This window comes from Bacillus sp. RC240 (assembly GCF_044907945.1).
In the GTDB taxonomy this organism is placed as follows: domain Bacteria; phylum Bacillota; class Bacilli; order Bacillales; family Bacillaceae_G; genus Bacillus_A; species Bacillus_A mycoides.
The window spans coordinates 48,790-65,166 of record NZ_JBIYCT010000010.1 but is presented as its reverse complement, the minus strand read 5'-3'; the positions used below and the strand labels follow the sequence as shown (position 1 = coordinate 65,166).

Sequence of the window (16,377 nt, the reverse complement as noted above, 5' to 3'; positions counted from 1 at the left end):
ATATGCAAAAAGCATTGGAGACGAAACGCTTGACGCTGTCGTATGGTGAAACGATTATTATTGATGAGCTGAATTTAGAAATTCCAAAAGGGAAAATTACAATCTTCATCGGTTCTAACGGTTGTGGGAAATCAACTTTATTACGTTCACTAGCTAGATTATTAAAGCCAACAACCGGTGACATTTTGTTAGATAATCAAGCAATTCAAAGTATGCAAACGAAGCAAATTGCTCGCCAAATGGCAATTTTACCGCAAGGGCCACAAGCTCCAGAAGGACTTACAGTATTGCAACTTGTAAAGCAAGGACGTTATCCATATCAAACATGGCTGAAGCAATGGTCCGAAAAAGATGAGGAAATGGTACAAAAAGCGCTTGCTGCAACGGGTATGACAGAATTTGCTGAGCGTGATGTTCATGCCCTTTCAGGTGGACAACGTCAACGTGCTTGGATTGCAATGACCCTTGCACAAGATACAGATATTATTTTGCTTGATGAGCCGACTACATATTTAGATATGACGCACCAAATTGAAGTGTTAGATTTATTATTCGAATTAAATGAAACAGAGCAAAGAACGATTGTTATGGTATTGCACGATTTAAATTTGGCATGTCGTTATGCAGACAATATTGTAGCTATTCAAGATAAACAAATATATGCGCAAGGTAAACCAGAAGAAGTTATTGACCAGAAGTTAGTTCGGGATGTATTCCGTATGGAGTGTCAAATAAGCGCTGATCCGTTATTCGGGACACCGCTCTGTATCCCACATGGAAGAGGAAGACGTGTACTTAAAGAGGCTGTTCAAGCGATGAGATAACGAAAAAAGACGATGAGGATTCATCGTCTTTTTTACCCCGCTATTTGAGGACAGTAAGATCCCCATCTCAAAATTCAGCGAAAGCAAAGAAGCTGGTTGGGGGATCAACTGCCTGTAAAAGCCCGATTGGTGAGGGCTAATAATCAGTGGGGGATGAACATCCCCCACTGATTAAAGTTTCACTTTATTTTCGGCAAGAAAATAATAGAAAAAGGGGAATACGTAAACGTCGTTCATATTCTTCTTCATCTTGAAAACAGTTTCGATTTGGTGTAGCTTCGTTTAAGTTTGTAATCGTAAATCCGGCTTGTTGTAATAATGTAAAATATTCTTCCGTAGTCCGGTGATATTTAATAACTTCTTGATCAATCCATGGCTCAACTCGTTTTCCTGTTTTGAAATAATCATCGACGAGCCAACTAGTTCTTTTACCACTCGTTTGCAAGCTTTCAAATGAAGAGGTAATAACGGGATGTTGAACGCTAAAGGTGAAGGTTCCGTTTGTTTTTAAAGTTTGAAACACATTTTGAAAAATGATATCAAGGTGTTCAATATAATGTAAGGCAAGTCTAGATGTTACTAAATCAAAAGTAGAAGGAGGGTATGTGTAGTCTTTGAGGTTTAAAAAATGAACGGTGCCATTTTTATTTTCTAGTTGTTTTTTAGCTTTTTCATACATAAGCTCGGAGCCTTCAATACCAGTGTAAGAGTGGCATCCATGTTCTAATAATTCTTCGCCGAATTTAGCATCACCACAACCTAAATCGAGGATTTGTTTTCCTGTTACATTGCCAATGAGCTGAAAGAATGCTGGTTTTTCAAGGGATTCGTTTGGACTATTTTCTCGATATCTTCGCTGCATATATTGCTCTAAAAATGATTCGTTATTATATACATCAGATTCAGTAAATGCCATTTTAAAAGCCCCCTAAATATTTTTTTAATTCTATCAAATATGAAAAGTAAATGATAGATTTCTCGTAATGAATCATATATAATCTAAAATTGTAAGCGGTTTCTCTAAGCTATTTTTCTATAATAAATTCTGAAAACGTGTTAAGCTAGTAGAGGGATTATTAGAACTATTAAGATAATAATCCGCTTACATGAACGATGGGAGGCTTCACGATGTCTAGTAAAACACTTGCAAACTTTTTAGAAGAAAATTTAGAGGATTTAAAATCAAAGGGGCTTTATAACGTAATTGATCCGCTTGAAAGTCCAAATGGACCGATTATTACAATTGGCGGAAAAGAATATATTAACTTATCTTCAAACAACTATCTTGGATTAGCGACTGATAATCGCTTACAAGAAGCAGCAATTGGTGCAATTCATAAGTACGGCGTTGGAGCAGGAGCTGTTCGTACAATTAACGGTACTTTAGATTTGCATATTAAATTAGAAGAAACAATTGCAAAGTTTAAACATACAGAAGCAGCAATTGCTTATCAATCAGGATTTAACTGTAATATGGCAGCGATTTCAGCTGTTATGGATAAAAATGATGCGATTCTTTCAGATGAATTAAACCATGCATCTATTATTGATGGTAGTCGTCTATCAAGAGCGAAAATCATCGTTTATAAGCATTCTGATATGGAAGATTTACGCAAAAAAGCAATCGAGGCAAAAGAATCAGGTCTTTATAATAAATTAATGGTTATTACAGACGGTGTTTTCTCAATGGATGGAGATATTGCAAAATTACCAGAGATTGTTGAAATTGCAGAAGAGCTGGATTTAATGACATATGTAGATGATGCACACGGTTCAGGTGTACTTGGCAAAGGTGCAGGCACTGTAAAACATTTCGGTCTTTCTGATAAAGTTGATTTCCAAATCGGTACATTATCAAAAGCAATTGGGGTAATTGGTGGATATGTAGCTGGGAAACAAAACTTAATCGATTGGTTAAAAGTGCGTTCACGTCCATTCTTATTCTCAACAGCTTTAACACCAGCTGATGCAGCTGCTTGTATGAGATCAATTGAAATTCTAATGGAAAGCACAGAGTTACACGATCGTTTATGGGAAAATGGTCGCTATTTAAAACAAGGGTTAAAAGAACTTGGCTTTAACATTGGAGAAAGTGAGACACCAATTACGCCTTGTATTATTGGTGATGAAGTATTAACACAAGAATTTAGTAAACGTCTAAATGAAGAAGGCGTATACGCAAAATCTATCGTATTCCCAACTGTAGCAAAAGGAATGGGACGCGTTCGTAATATGCCTACAGCAGCTCATACGAAAGAACTGTTAGATGAAGCAATTCGTAAGTATGAAAAAGTAGGGAAAGAAATGGGTATCATTTAAGTAACGACATCTTTTGAATAGCTTGCAAATGAGGAGTGGGGAAAATGAAAAAAATTCTAGTAACCGGTTCTTTAGGGCAAATTGGTTCTGAACTAGTAATGAAACTTCGTGATGTATACGGCGCATCGAACGTTATTGCAACTGATATTCGTGAAACAGATAGTGAAGTAGTAACGTCTGGTCCATTTGAAACGTTAGATGTAACAGATGGACAAAAATTACATGATATTGCAAAGCGTAATGAAGTAGATACAATTATTCATTTAGCGGCTTTACTTTCAGCAACTGCAGAAAAAAATCCATTATTTGCTTGGAATTTAAATATGGGCGGACTTGTAAATGCATTAGAAGCAGCACGTGAATTAAACTGTAAGTTTTTCACGCCAAGTTCTATCGGTGCATTTGGTCCATCAACGCCAAAAGATAATACACCACAAGATACAATTCAGCGTCCTACTACGATGTATGGGGTAAACAAAGTAGCAGGAGAATTATTATGTGATTATTATCATCAAAAGTTTGGCGTTGATACGCGCGGTGTACGTTTCCCAGGCTTAATTTCTTACGTAGCTCCTCCAGGAGGCGGAACAACTGACTATGCAGTTGAAATTTATTATGAGGCGATTAAAAAAGGTACATACACCTCATACATTGCAGAAGGAACATACATGGACATGATGTATATGCCAGATGCTTTACAAGCAATCATCTCATTAATGGAAGCTGATCCAAATAAACTAGTTCATAGAAATGCGTTTAACATTACAGCAATGAGCTTTGAACCAGAGAAAATTGCAGCATCAATCCGTAAACACATTCCGAACTTTACAATGGATTACGCAGTAGATCCAGCTCGTCAAACAATCGCTGATAGCTGGCCGAACTCTATTGATGCAACAGCAGCAATGAAAGAGTGGGGCTTTAAGGCAGAATATGATTTAGACAGAATGACAACTGATATGCTGGCTAAGTTAAAAAAAAAGCTCGCATCTGAGTTAGTAATGAATTAATAGGAAGAGCCGATTCTTAGGAATTGGCTCTTAATTATTTTAGGAAGGGAGAAAAGCAACATGCAAAGAGTTGATGTCGTATATGCACTAATACACGATAGCGAAAAAGATAAAATATTAATGGTACATAATATAGAACAAAACGTTTGGTCATTGCCAGGCGGGGCTGTTGAAAAAGGAGAAACGTTAGAGCAAGCACTAGTAAGAGAAGTGAAAGAAGAGACAGGTTTAACTGCTACAGCAGGTGGGCTTGTTGCAATAAATGAGAAGTTTTTTGAAGAGAAAGGACATCATGCATTATTTTTTACATTCCGAGCAAATGTAGTAACAGGTGAACTTCGTGCAGAAGATGAAGGAGAAATTTCCGCAATCGAGTGGGTAGATAGAAAAATCGCGAATGAGCGATTCCCATACTATGATGGAGGGTTCGAATTATTATTAGAAGTTTCCATTCCATACAAGTTTCAACCAGAAACAAAGTGAGTGAACGAAAAAACAGGAGCCACAAGGCTCCTGTTTTCTATTCAATCGTCTTCAGTAATAGTTTCTTCAACAATGGTTTAATCTTCAGGCGTAAATCTTCAGCATGATTTGCAACTAAGAAGTGATGGTTATAAATGTTCTTCATTAATTGATAAGTTGCTTCTTTCGCTTCGCCTTCTTCGATGAAGATTCCGATTACTTCCATACCACTTTTACGAGCAAGTTTGACAGCTTCATGCGTATCTAAAATACCGTCTTGTTGATAGTCTAGCGCAGAAGGCTCACCGTCTGTAAAGACAAGTAAGAATTTATGTTTTTCTGGTCTTTTCGCAAGCTTTTCGGAAACGATACGAATAATATACCCGTCGCGGTTATCTTCTTCTTCGCGAAGTTGCATAATTTCTGGACCGACGTTTGGTAACGTTGAGTTTTTATACGTAACAACTTCATGGATAACGTTCGGTTTATCTTCAGGCTTAGCACTAGAAGCATCTTCCCAAAATCCACTAATAGCGTGCGGAATTTTTAAAGATTTTAAAGCTTCATGGAATAGGACCACACTCTTCTTCGTTTCTTCCATTTTGTTATACATAGAACCAGAGCAGTCCACTAATAGTTGGAATGCAACGTCGAGCTCTTGTGATTCTTGTCCTTTTTTATAAAACATACGCGGCTGCTTTTCAGTATAAATACGAAGGAATTTCTTACGAAGCCTTCCGTAATATTTATCACTGTTTGCATTCGTTTTGTTTTCAATTGTTTTTTCGATAATTTTCTTTAATTCTTTTACATCTTTATTAACGACTGATTTGATAGCTTGGTAATCTTTTTTCTCATCAGTATTCGATTTGCGAGCTTCTTTAAATGTATGAGAAGCTCCCACATTATACTTGCCGTATGCACCGTCGTTTTGGCTAGAAGTATGAGACGCTCTTGCTTCCTCTGTATCAGCACCATCAAAGTTAGATTGTGTACTTTTTTGGGAAGTACCTTGTACAGAACCAAGTGCTTGGTCACCATCTTCTGATTCACGAGCAGTATCACCCATCATATTTGTTTTTGTTCCGCTTTCTAAATCAAAGCGTAAAAAGTTCTCGTTTTCATTGTTTTTATTTTCACGGTGCCATGTCGAGAAGCTTTCATCCATTTTGTTTTTGTTATCATCGTCATCTAGGAGCTGCGTATCATCATTTGCTAATTTTTCAGCGCGACTGTCTTTCTCATCTGTAATAACAGATAAATAAAGCGGTGCATGTCCGAAATAATTATTAAGCATATCACTTTCAAGAAGTCCTTCTAAACGATAGCGAATTTTCTCAACAATATACATAATATCTTCCGTATTACGAGCTTGGAATGTTTCATGCAAAATTGATTCAATTTGCTCGAAATATTCATTATTAAACATTTCATATTTATCACTCGTTAATGAAAGATAGCATAGACAAAATAGACGATCACCGTGATAATTACGAACACGATTTATTTCATTTTGTGAGCCAAAGTAATTGCGATACATTTCTTTTCGGCGTTTAAAAATATGCTTTGTGCCAGGACGTAAATTTTTGACGATTTCCTCAACACGTAAATCTTCTAATAGAACAAATAATTGTGTTAAAAACTTTTTTAGAGGCGATTCTTGTAACTCAATCGCATAAGAACGAATTAAAGTCATGTCCGAGTAATGTTTATTACCAAGTGCCTTTAAGAACACTTCGCTTTTTAATCCGATTACTGTATCCTCTTCTTTTCGATCATCCCAAAAGTGACTAATGACAACCTTTTTTTCAATTTCGTCGTAGTATGCTTTATAGCCATACTCAAGATAGGCATCGTCTTCTTTTAGAAGAGCATACATTAAGTTTTCCATTTGTAGAAACAGCGACGCATCAATTTTTTTGTCACTAAAAATTTGTCTCATGAATTATCCCTCAAAGAAATAACTTTCTGCTAATTCACGGACAGTCATTTGTTCTGTTTCATCGTTTAATTTTGCGATAATACTACGTTCAATTGCACGCATAACAGGAATATATACACCTAAATCACATGCATCGATAATGCCACGAATACTAGCGGCTTCTTCACTTACGCGCCCATCACGAGCTAAAGGCATAAGATCGCTTGCGAATGCAACGAACTTTTCAATTGTTGCAACATCATTTAATTTTGATTCAGATAGTAATAGCTCTTTTAATGTATCACCTTGAATGTAAGGAACTTCAATAATAACGAAACGGTTTTTTAACGCTTCGTTTAGTTCACTTGTCCCAACATAACCTTCGTTAATTGCAGCAATTACGCGATATTCGTCATCACCGTATACAACTTCTTGTGTAAATGGGTTTGTAATCATTTTACGGTAATCTAATGCGCCGTGAAGAAGTGGTAACGTTTCAGGTTTTGCCATATTGATTTCATCAATATATAAGAAATGACCGTTCTTCATTGCTTTCATAAGAGGACCGTTAACGAACGTAACTTCAGATGCTCCGTCTTTCGTTTGTAATGTGTTGTATCCTAAAATACCTTCCACATCTAAATCGACAGAACAGTTAATGCTATGCATTGGTTTTTGGAATAAAGAAGAAAGAGTTTCTGCTAGTACGGTTTTACCACTACCAGTTGGCCCTTTTAATAGAATGTTTTTACCAAGTAAAAGTGCTGTAATGGCATCTTCAATAATGCTGTTATCAGATGCTTTATATATTTTCTTGCCAATTAAATGTGCATTTTCACCAGCTTCTTGTTTATTCTTTTCATGAATTGTAGAAAGCTGCTGTTTTAAATCAGAATGTATATGAAATTGTTCTAACATGTATTTCCCACCTAACATTATTTTCATAAAGTAATACATCTTATGATAACTTGTTTTAATATGGTATGCAAAGAAAAGGAGAAGGGGGAAATATAAAAGAAAAAGCAATCAATATCACATTGATTGCTTATAGTAAAGGAGAAATGAGTCGCATAAAGGACTCTAATATTCTTTTTTTGATACTTCTTTTTTGGAACGAGTTCCATTTAATTTCATTGGAGTGTTTAAAGTCTTCTTCAAAATCATGTTTAATATCATGAACGGTTTCTGATTCATATAGTACGCTAATAATTTCATAATTCAATTCAAAGCTACGTACATCCATATTTGCTGTTCCAATTGTTGCGATTGTATCATCAACGAGTACAATTTTTGCATGCATAAATCCATCTTTATAACTGTAAATAGAAGCACCAGCTTTTAAAAGTGGAGTGAAATAGGATTGAGATGCTTGATCGCTAATAATACTATCACTCTTACCAGGATATAAAATACGTACATCTATGCCAGATATTGCACTTAGGCGTAATAATGTTAAAGTTTCTTGATCCGGAATAAAGTATGGTGTAGCGATCCAAATAGATTTTTTGGCTGAGCCCATAATAGCTAGTAATGTATTACGAATACTTTTATCATCTGAGCTTGGTCCACTTGCTACAATTTGCACCGCACCTTCTGCATCCGGAATTTCTTTTCCTGGGAAGTATTGTCTATTCATAAATTGATCCCAAGAATAAGTATTCAATCCACTAGACGCATAAAGCCAATCTTCTAGAAAGATGGCTTGTAATTTATACAATGCTTTTCCTTCTATTTTTAAATGACTATCACGCCAAACAGGGAATTTTTTTGAGCGACCAAGATATTCATCACCGACGTTGAGCCCTCCGGTAAAACCAATTTCTCCATCTACAATGACGATTTTACGGTGATTACGATAATTAACTGTCTCGAGTAACCAAGCTGAAAAAATAGGGTCAAATTCGACAATTTCAATTCCAACTTTTTTCATAGGTTGTAAAAATCGTCGTCTTAACGTATTACTTCCGAGTCCATCATAAAGGAAGCGTACAATAACACCATCTTTTGCTTTTTGTATTAAAGCATCGCGTACTTTTTTACCAATCTCATCAGATTTATAAATATAGTATTGAATATGTATGTGATGTTTTGCATTCTCGATTGCGTTCAAAATTTCTGAAAAGGTTTGATCACCGTTTGTTAAAAGTTTTGTTGTCGTTCTATCCGCGGCAGGCCCGCCTCCGAATTTTTGTACGACTTCTGTTAAATGTATAGAACGTTCATGTAATGGGACTGTGAGTGATAATTCTAGTCGTCTTCCTTCTAATATTTCGCGGAATAATTTTCTTTGTTCTTCTGAACGATGAAGATGTTTTTTTCTTCTCCAACGGCTACGCCCGAAAATAGAGTATAAAAGTACACCTACAACAGGAAGAAGTGCTAATACTAAAAACCACGCTAAGGTGCTTTGGGGTGATCTATTTTCGATAAAAATAACGAATGAAATTCCTACGATTGTGATGGACCATAGAGCACCAACAAACGTATATAACGAAATAACCGATGTATTTAATAGGAAAAGAACGATAGATACGATTGTAAATATTAATAATAATTGAACGATAGGTTTCTTCATTTCTATATAATTCCTCTAATCTTTCTTAAATATAGACTTCTTAAATAGAAGATATAATCTGACATCCTTATTATAAAGTGTTTTGTTTTTTTTACAAAATATAGACATTTGTCCTATACTTTCCGCATTTGTCCTACATACAGTATATTGTTACGTTGTTATCCCGCTATTTGCTGGTTAATGATCAGTGTAGGAGGGACAAAACCCTTGCCTCTTATATAGGAAAGGGAATGAGGTTTCTTTCCTGGATTTGTAGCAGGTGCATTATGAAGCCCAGGATATGGTTATCCATATTACGCGAATTCTTCTTATTAAGGTGAGGAAATGGAAAGGAGAGGGAAATAATGAATTATATAGAAAATAACGGATTGTATTATCGTCATAATCATGGAGGGCACCATCATAATGGCGGACATAATCACCATGGTGGGCACAATCATTATGATCATCATCATCATCACGGTGGTGGATGGGGCTGGGGTGGCGGCTCGTGGGGCGGAGGATTTTTCCCAGGAAGTTTTGCTGGAGGCATGTTAGGTGGGCTTACAGCTGGCGCATTAACGGGTGCAGCAGGTGGAGGCTACTATCCAGCACCGTACCCAGTAACATATCCAGCACCATATCCAATGCCATACCCGGGTTATCAGCAAATACCATATCAGTATTAAACTAAAAAAGAGGATATCCTCTTTTTTAGTTTAATATTTTATTTATAAAATATTTCCAAAAACAAGGTGAAAATATGTTAATATTTTGTTATTATAATTCAATATGTTAAATGCAAATTTTGGCTTTATCCCGCTATTTGTGGGTAGTAAAACCCCCACTGATTAAAGTTTCACTTTATATTAGTATTCGTGAATCGTTGCATTTTGTATATTAATCTCTATTTCATTATGTATCGGCAGTTAGATTTACATCTTAACATTTAATGAAATAAAAGAGGTTAGGTGTGAGGTCGTATTAGTAGGGAGCAGAGGCTAATAGTGATGAAATTGTCACTTTACAAATTCAAAGAATGTAAGAGAATACTGTATAATAAGCTTAGATAAGTAGAGAGATGAGAAGCTTCTACTATAATTAAAACAGCACCATATTGCTTTTTTTTATAAATAATATTATGTTATTTTAATCGGCCTATTTAGAAAAAAATTGTGATTTATCCCGCATTAACGGGCAGTAAGACTCCCACCTCAAAATTCGGTGAATGTGAGGAAGTTAGGTGGGAGATAAAAGCCCAATTGGTGAAGGCTAATAATCAGTGGGGGATGAACACCCCCCCACTGATTAAAGTTTCATTTTATGTAAAGGCGTATTGTTAGAAAATGAAATATCTCTATTTCTATGAAGAGAAACGAGTTGTGTTTTAGTCAGATAGGAAGCAAGGAGAGGTGCGCATGCTAGAACAAAGAGGTCATGCATTATATGACTCTTCATTGCAAGATTTAAAATTAGCATTAGATGAGTCTTCAATTGTTGCTATTACAGACCGAAATGGTCTTATTACATATGTGAATGATAAATTTTGTAAAATCTCAAAATATAAAAGAGAAGAGTTAATAGGAAAAGATCACCGTATTTTAAATTCCGGATATCATCCGAAAGCATTTTTTCAAATCCTATGGAAGCGTATTTTGAGTGGAAAAGTTTGGACGGGGGAAATTCGAAATCAAGCAAAAGATGGTTCGTATTATTGGGTTAAAACAACAATTGTTCCATTTTTAAATGAAAAGGGAGAACCTTATCAATTTATTGCAATTCGAAATGATATAAGTAGTAGGAAAGAAGCAGAACAAAGATTACGATTAAGCGAAAGTCGTTATAGGGAACTTGCTTATCATGATGCGTTAACAAGTTTACCGAACCGTTTACAGTTAATTACGACTGTAAATAAGATGATTGCAGAGAAAATAGAGTTTGGCATGATTTACTTTGATTTAGATCGTTTTAAATTAGTGAATGATACGTTAGGTCATATGATAGGAGATTTACTTTTAAGCGAAGTTGCTTCACGGTTGCATTATGTGCTAGGAGAGAAAGATGTTCTAGCTAGGCTTGGTGGCGACGAATTTGTACTGTTAACAAAAACTCATACACATGATGAGATGAGGCAGTTAGCGACATCCGTGTTGTCATGCTTTCAAGCGCCATTTATGCTTGAAGGTCATGAAGTATATATTTCAGCTAGTCTAGGACTTTGTTCCTATCCGCAAGATGGAAAAGACGTTGAAACGTTATTAAAAAATTCGGATTTAGCCATGTATAGTGCGAAAGAGCAAGGAAGAAATGTGGCGTGCTTCTTTACAGATGAATTACGTGCGAAAATAAACCGTAGAATGAAAATAGAATTTGCTTTGCAAAAAGCGATTCGTGACGAAGAATTAAAAGTGGCATTACAACCCATTATTGATTTGAAAACAAAGAAATGTACTGGTATTGAGGCTTTAGTACGCTGTAAGACAGAAGAAGGTCCTATTTCGCCAAGTGAATTTATCCCTGTAGCTGAAGAGTGTGGACTTATTATAAAACTAGGAGACTGGGTACTAGAAAAGTCATGTCGACTGTTTAAAACTTTACCAGATTATCAAGAGGGACTGAAGTTATCTGTTAATTTATCAATACAACAATTGATGCAAAAGCGATTTATTTTATCTGTTCGTAGTATATTGAAGCGAACAGGGTTTCCGCCAAATCGTTTAATATTAGAAATAACAGAAAGTATAGCTGTACGTCATTTTGATTATATTATTGCTACATTACAAGAATTAAGAAGTATGGGAATTTTAATCGCTTTAGACGATTTCGGAACAGGGTATTCCTCATTATATTATTTAAAACAACTACCACTTGATATTGTGAAAATTGATCGTAATTTTATTCGTGAGTTTCATTATGATCATGCACAACCAGAGCGAACGATTGTAAAATCGGTTATTGAAATCGCCCATAGTTTAAATTTATTAGTGGTAGCTGAAGGGGTAGAAACGGTAGAACAAGAAAGTTTATTAAAATCAATGAGTTGCGACTTTGTACAAGGTTTTTATTATGCGAAACCGTTAGATATAGGGGAACTAAAAGAAAAATTATTAACTGATTTTTAATAAAAAAAGAGAAGCGAAAAGCTTCTCTTTTTTATTGTTTTTTTTGTGAATCTTTCATTAAAACTGGATAAAGAAGAAGACCTAATACAAACAAACCAATGCCTAAGAAGAATGTTTTTAAATCAGCAGTTCCCGTTTTAATAACCCATAAGGAATATAAAAATGCTAATGCAGTAATGATCCCATCTTTTACTCGAGATCCAGGCATTATATCATACGTTTCCCCCGTAATAACTAATTTTAACTGGTACAAGGTAGAAACAAGGTACGGGATTAAAAATGCTAATGTTGCTACAACAATAGCGAAATTATATGCTTCTGAAACAGTACCAGAAATCGTCGAAAATAAGAAAATTTGTGTCATCACATTTGTAATAAATAATGATTTTGAAGGACTTCCTTTTTTATTCGTTTTTCCGAAAACCTTAGGGAAAAGTCCTTTTTTTGCTGCTTGGTAAGGTACTTCTGAGCTAACAACGATCCAGCCTACAGTAGATCCAAATAAAGATACGAGCGCAAGTAGTGCCATTATATAAGCACCTTTAGTACCAATTGCTAAATTTAAAGCATCTACTAATGGCTTTTGAGACTCTTTTAAAGCATCTTGCGAGAGAGCGCCCATTGTGAGTAGAGTAATTGCCATGTAAATAAGAAGAGCGATAATTAATCCGAAAATCGTAGCTTTCTTAACATCGCGCTGAGATTTTGCGCGGTTAGAGAGCATAACTGCTGACTCAATACCGATAAATGCCCAAAGTGTTGCGATAGCTGCTGAATTTATTTGTCCCCCCAACGAAATAGGTTGTCCAGCTTCATTCATAAATGTTTGACCGTCCCCGAAATTAGAGGCATTAAAAATAAATAATGTAATAACAATAAACATTGTAAATCCGATAATCTTTGCAATGGTAGCAAGAAGGTTCATATTTCCGGCTCTATCAATATTTTGAGACAGAATATATTGAATCCCCCATAACATAAGGCTACATACCATGAAAGTTAATCCTTTTCCGAGCTCTAGTGAAAATCCATTTATTGAAAAGAGAATTTGCTTACTTTGTAAAACAGGAAAGAAGGTTGATAAATATCCTGCAAAGGAAATAATTACAGATGCTGTAGCAGCCCAATTAGCAGCCCAGTACCCCCAAGCCATACTATATCCTGCAACTTTACCTGCTTTTTGGGAAGTAAACATTGCTTGGGCGTAACTTTGTGGTCCTGCTGTTAATTCTGGTTTACGAATTGCTAAATTACCAAATACGAGAGCGATCATAAATACACCCAGTCCTGTAATGCTCCATGCAAGTGTAGATCCCATTGGACCTGATACTTGCGCTAAGTTTGCTGGAAGCATAAATACACCGCCACCAACCATATTCCCGATAACAAAAGCTATTAAAATCCATAATCCCCATTTTTTCGTTTCCATTTTTGTTAACTCCTTTGTAGTAAGTTTTGCTTAAACATCATTTTTTACTAGCATTTTTGGCAATAAAAAAAGAGCCATGTAGATAAAAAATACCTACATGGCTCTTTGCCAAAGCGTAGGTACAACGGGAATAACCCTTGTACCTACGCGTAATTTTCCCGCTAGGTTTCAAGGGTTAAGTATGATGATGATGTTTTTGTGCAAATGTAACTACAGTTGTATAAGTAAGCATAGTTCTTTGCTCCCTTTCTCCTCTGATTTTGAAGTTAGTATACTATATGTTTTTTTGAATGAAAAGAAAAATATTAAAAAATTTATAAAAATACGTTTTAGGGACTAAATATTTACCTATAGTTTTCTTGTACTGGAAAATAAGTGAGAGATTGGCAGAAGAGTATAGCGTGGTATAATACATATAGAATTAGAAGGTGACAAGGGGCTATTGTAGATGATGAGTAAGTATGAACAAATTTATACAGAAATCAGCAAGTCTATTGATAATAAACAATTAAAAGAAGGATGCAAAATTCCATCAGAAACGGAATTAATGAAGCAGTACGAGGCAAGCCGGGGTACTGTAAGAAAAGCTGTAGATTTATTGCAAGAGCGTGGATATGTTCAAAAAATACACGGAAAAGGTGTTTTTGTATTAAAGCGCAAAAACATTGAATTTAACTTTGGTGGTATTGTAAGTTTTCAAGAAGAAAATGAACGTTTAGGACGTTACTGTATTACAGAAGTCGTGGAAATAGAGAAAATGAAAGCGACGAAAGATGTAGCAAAGTTATTAAATGTGAAAGAAAAAACGGAAATAGATCATATTAAACGCGTACGAAATATTGATGGAGAAAAAGTAATTTTAGATATAAACCATTTTGTATCGGAATATATTCCAGGATTAACGAGAGAAATTGCAACTGCATCGATTTATAAATACATCGAAAAAGAATTAGGACTACATATTAGCTATTCACAGAGGGTAATTGAAGTACAGCCATGTACAGATGATGACCGAAAGTATTTAGATTTAAATGGAACAGACTATGTTGTCGTTGTAAAAAACTTTACTCATTTATACGATGGGAGTCAGTTCGAATATACGGAATCACGTCACCGCTTAGATATTTTTCACTTTTCGGATGTGGCGCGAAGAAAATAAAGAGATGGAGCGAAATAATCGTTCCATCTCTTTATTTATAAAAAAATCATCAACTTATATATACGAGTGTTGACTAACTTATATATACGAGTTAATATGTAAGTGTAAACGGTATCAAAAAAAGAAAAGAGGGACGGGAATATGGGGAAAGACTATCGTAAAACAGCAGAAGAAGTGTTGCAGTATATTGGTGGGAAAGACAATATTGAACAAGCTGCGCACTGTGTAACGAGGCTACGTATCGCTTTAAAAGATGAAAATAAAATAGATAATGATAAATTACAGTCTGTTTCATTAGTAAAGGGAGCGTTTCATAACGCTGGGGTATTTCAAATTGTAATTGGTCCAGGTGATGTCGATCGAGTATACGCTGAATTGATAACGCTTGCAGGTATGGAAGAATCGACAGTAGCTGACGTAAAAGGTTCAGGGGATAAAAAATTAAATCCAGTTCAAAAGTTTGTAAAAGTATTTTCAGATGTATTTATGCCGATTTTGCCAGCAATTATTACGGCAGGTTTACTAATGGGGATTAATAATCTGTTAGGGGCAAAGGACTTATTTTTTGATGGGAAAAATTTATTAGAAGTATATCCGAACTTAGGTGGGCTTTGGGATTTAATTAATATGATGGCCAATACAGCATTCGTATTCTTACCGGCACTTGTTGGTTGGTCAGCAACGAAGCGCTTTGGTGGTAGTCCAATACTAGGGATTGTTATGGGATTAATGCTTGTGCATCCGGCCTTATTAAACGCGTGGGATTATGGAAAAGCAGCGACTGGTTTAGAGGGACAAAAGATTGAGTACTTCGATATTTTAGGGCTATTCCAAATTGAAAAGGTAGGGTATCAAGGTCAAATTTTACCCATTTTAGTAGCAGCATTCGTATTAAGTAAAGTTGAAATCTTCTTAAAGAAACATGTGCCAAACGCAATTCAATTATTAGTTGTACCAATTACAACAATCGTTGTAACAGGTGTATTAGCGTTAGGAATTATCGGTCCAGTTACACGTCATATTGGCGATTTATTAACGGCTGGATTAGTTGGCGTATATGAAACGGTACCAGTACTTGGAGCAGTATTATTTGGAGCATTATATGCACCGCTCGTAATTACAGGAATGCATCATATGTTTATTGCAATTGATTTGCAGCTAATTGCACAGCACGGCGGTACATTTATTTGGCCGATGATTGCTCTTTCTAACATTGCACAAGGTAGTGCGGCACTAGCGATGTTCTGGATTTCTAAAAATCAAAATGATAAAAGTATGGCATCAACATCAGCAATCTCAGCGTACTTCGGTATTACAGAGCCAGCGATGTTCGGTGTGAATTTAAGAAATAAATTCCCGTTCTATGCAGCGATTATTGGGTCTGCTATAGCAGCGATATTTATTACATTAAATGGTGTATTAGCACCAGCAATCGGAATTGGCGGATTGCCAGCATTTATTTCTATCATTCCGAAATCGATTCCAATGTTTATTGTAGGGATGATAATCGCAGTAGTAATTCCATTTACATTAACATGGTTATTTGCGAAACGAGTAAAACAGAAGTAGGAGGAAAT

General features: G+C 35.6%; 13 protein-coding genes. 8 read left to right on the top strand and 5 right to left on the bottom strand.

Annotation, left to right across the window (positions count from 1 at the left end; all coding sequences use genetic code 11):
* Positions 1-2: 2 nt before the first annotated feature.
* Complete coding sequence (locus ABH955_RS24105; RefSeq protein ID WP_002134356.1) at positions 3-824, top strand: ABC transporter ATP-binding protein; 822 nt, start codon at positions 3-5, stop codon at positions 822-824.
* Positions 825-1,008: 184 nt separating this feature from the next.
* On the opposite strand, the gene ABH955_RS24100 is transcribed toward ABH955_RS24105, so the two are convergent.
* Complete coding sequence (locus ABH955_RS24100) at positions 1,009-1,740, bottom strand: class I SAM-dependent methyltransferase (protein ID WP_113937890.1); 732 nt, start codon at positions 1,738-1,740, stop codon at positions 1,009-1,011.
* 212 nt (positions 1,741-1,952) lie between these two features.
* Between ABH955_RS24100 and ABH955_RS24095 the strand changes: the two genes are divergently transcribed.
* Genes ABH955_RS24095 through ABH955_RS24085 form a run of 3 tightly spaced genes read left to right on the top strand, consistent with a single transcriptional unit; the run spans position 1,953 to position 4,636 of the window.
* Positions 1,953-3,143 carry a glycine C-acetyltransferase gene (locus ABH955_RS24095; RefSeq protein ID WP_113937891.1) on the top strand — a complete coding sequence of 397 codons (1,191 nt, stop codon included), beginning with the start codon at positions 1,953-1,955 and terminating at the stop codon, positions 3,141-3,143.
* Positions 3,144-3,187: 44 nt separating this feature from the next.
* Complete coding sequence (locus ABH955_RS24090) at positions 3,188-4,153, top strand: L-threonine 3-dehydrogenase (RefSeq protein ID WP_113937892.1); 966 nt, start codon at positions 3,188-3,190, stop codon at positions 4,151-4,153.
* A 60-nt stretch (positions 4,154-4,213) separates the two neighbouring features.
* A complete protein-coding gene (locus tag ABH955_RS24085) occupies positions 4,214-4,636 on the top strand; it encodes an NUDIX hydrolase (protein ID WP_113937893.1) in 423 nt (140 codons plus the stop codon).
* 37 nt (positions 4,637-4,673) lie between these two features.
* On the opposite strand, the gene ABH955_RS24080 is transcribed toward ABH955_RS24085, so the two are convergent.
* The 3 genes from ABH955_RS24080 to ABH955_RS24070 form a co-directional block, all read right to left on the bottom strand.
* Entirely contained in the window at positions 4,674-6,557 is a 1,884-nt protein-coding gene (locus ABH955_RS24080; protein WP_404448599.1) for a vWA domain-containing protein, read from the bottom strand.
* A 3-nt stretch (positions 6,558-6,560) separates the two neighbouring features.
* Positions 6,561-7,454 (bottom strand): ATP-binding protein, encoded by an 894-nt coding sequence (locus ABH955_RS24075; RefSeq protein WP_000892986.1) that lies wholly within the window; start codon positions 7,452-7,454, stop codon positions 6,561-6,563.
* A 127-nt stretch (positions 7,455-7,581) separates the two neighbouring features.
* On the bottom strand, positions 7,582-9,111 hold the full coding sequence (locus tag ABH955_RS24070; protein WP_113937895.1) for a cardiolipin synthase: 1,530 nt from the start codon (positions 9,109-9,111) through the stop codon (positions 7,582-7,584).
* 344 nt (positions 9,112-9,455) lie between these two features.
* Here ABH955_RS24070 and ABH955_RS24065 point away from each other — a divergent pair, with 344 nt between their 5' ends.
* Both ABH955_RS24065 and ABH955_RS24060 read left to right on the top strand, forming a co-directional pair.
* The gene (locus ABH955_RS24065; RefSeq protein WP_016097214.1) at positions 9,456-9,779 is read left to right on the top strand and encodes a hypothetical protein; all 324 of its coding nucleotides are present in this window, start codon (positions 9,456-9,458) and stop codon (positions 9,777-9,779) included.
* Positions 9,780-10,508: 729 nt separating this feature from the next.
* Positions 10,509-12,212, top strand: coding sequence for a putative bifunctional diguanylate cyclase/phosphodiesterase (locus ABH955_RS24060; protein WP_113937896.1), 1,704 nt, complete (start codon positions 10,509-10,511; stop codon positions 12,210-12,212).
* Positions 12,213-12,243: 31 nt separating this feature from the next.
* Here the strand turns inward: ABH955_RS24060 and ABH955_RS24055 are convergent, their stop codons facing one another.
* The gene (locus ABH955_RS24055) at positions 12,244-13,641 is read right to left on the bottom strand and encodes an amino acid permease (RefSeq protein WP_404449034.1); all 1,398 of its coding nucleotides are present in this window, start codon (positions 13,639-13,641) and stop codon (positions 12,244-12,246) included.
* 448 nt (positions 13,642-14,089) lie between these two features.
* On the opposite strand from ABH955_RS24055, the gene treR reads away from it, so the two are divergent.
* Positions 14,090-14,800, top strand: a complete 711-nt coding sequence (gene treR / locus ABH955_RS24050; RefSeq protein WP_002063767.1) for a trehalose operon repressor — start codon at positions 14,090-14,092, stop codon at positions 14,798-14,800.
* 141 nt (positions 14,801-14,941) lie between these two features.
* Complete coding sequence (gene treP / locus ABH955_RS24045) at positions 14,942-16,369, top strand: PTS system trehalose-specific EIIBC component (RefSeq protein WP_002063769.1); 1,428 nt, start codon at positions 14,942-14,944, stop codon at positions 16,367-16,369.
* Positions 16,370-16,377: the final 8 nt, after the last annotated feature.

Bases quoted from the DNA above. Each gene is read 5' to 3' on its own strand.
- ABH955_RS24080 (WP_404448599.1), bottom strand. From the start codon at position 6,557: ATGAGACAAATTTTTAGTGACAAAAAAATTGATGCGTCGCTGTTTCTA.
- ABH955_RS24090 (WP_113937892.1), top strand. From the start codon at position 3,188: ATGAAAAAAATTCTAGTAACCGGTTCTTTAGGGCAAATTGGTTCTGAA.
- ABH955_RS24055 (WP_404449034.1), bottom strand. From the start codon at position 13,641: ATGGAAACGAAAAAATGGGGATTATGGATTTTAATAGCTTTTGTTATC.
- treP (WP_002063769.1), top strand. From the start codon at position 14,942: ATGGGGAAAGACTATCGTAAAACAGCAGAAGAAGTGTTGCAGTATATT.
- ABH955_RS24060 (WP_113937896.1), top strand. From the start codon at position 10,509: ATGCTAGAACAAAGAGGTCATGCATTATATGACTCTTCATTGCAAGAT.
- ABH955_RS24065 (WP_016097214.1), top strand. From the start codon at position 9,456: ATGAATTATATAGAAAATAACGGATTGTATTATCGTCATAATCATGGA.
- treR (WP_002063767.1), top strand. From the start codon at position 14,090: ATGATGAGTAAGTATGAACAAATTTATACAGAAATCAGCAAGTCTATT.
- ABH955_RS24105 (WP_002134356.1), top strand. From the start codon at position 3: ATGCAAAAAGCATTGGAGACGAAACGCTTGACGCTGTCGTATGGTGAA.
- ABH955_RS24100 (WP_113937890.1), bottom strand. From the start codon at position 1,740: ATGGCATTTACTGAATCTGATGTATATAATAACGAATCATTTTTAGAG.
- ABH955_RS24085 (WP_113937893.1), top strand. From the start codon at position 4,214: ATGCAAAGAGTTGATGTCGTATATGCACTAATACACGATAGCGAAAAA.
- ABH955_RS24070 (WP_113937895.1), bottom strand. From the start codon at position 9,111: ATGAAGAAACCTATCGTTCAATTATTATTAATATTTACAATCGTATCT.
- ABH955_RS24075 (WP_000892986.1), bottom strand. From the start codon at position 7,454: ATGTTAGAACAATTTCATATACATTCTGATTTAAAACAGCAGCTTTCT.
- ABH955_RS24095 (WP_113937891.1), top strand. From the start codon at position 1,953: ATGTCTAGTAAAACACTTGCAAACTTTTTAGAAGAAAATTTAGAGGAT.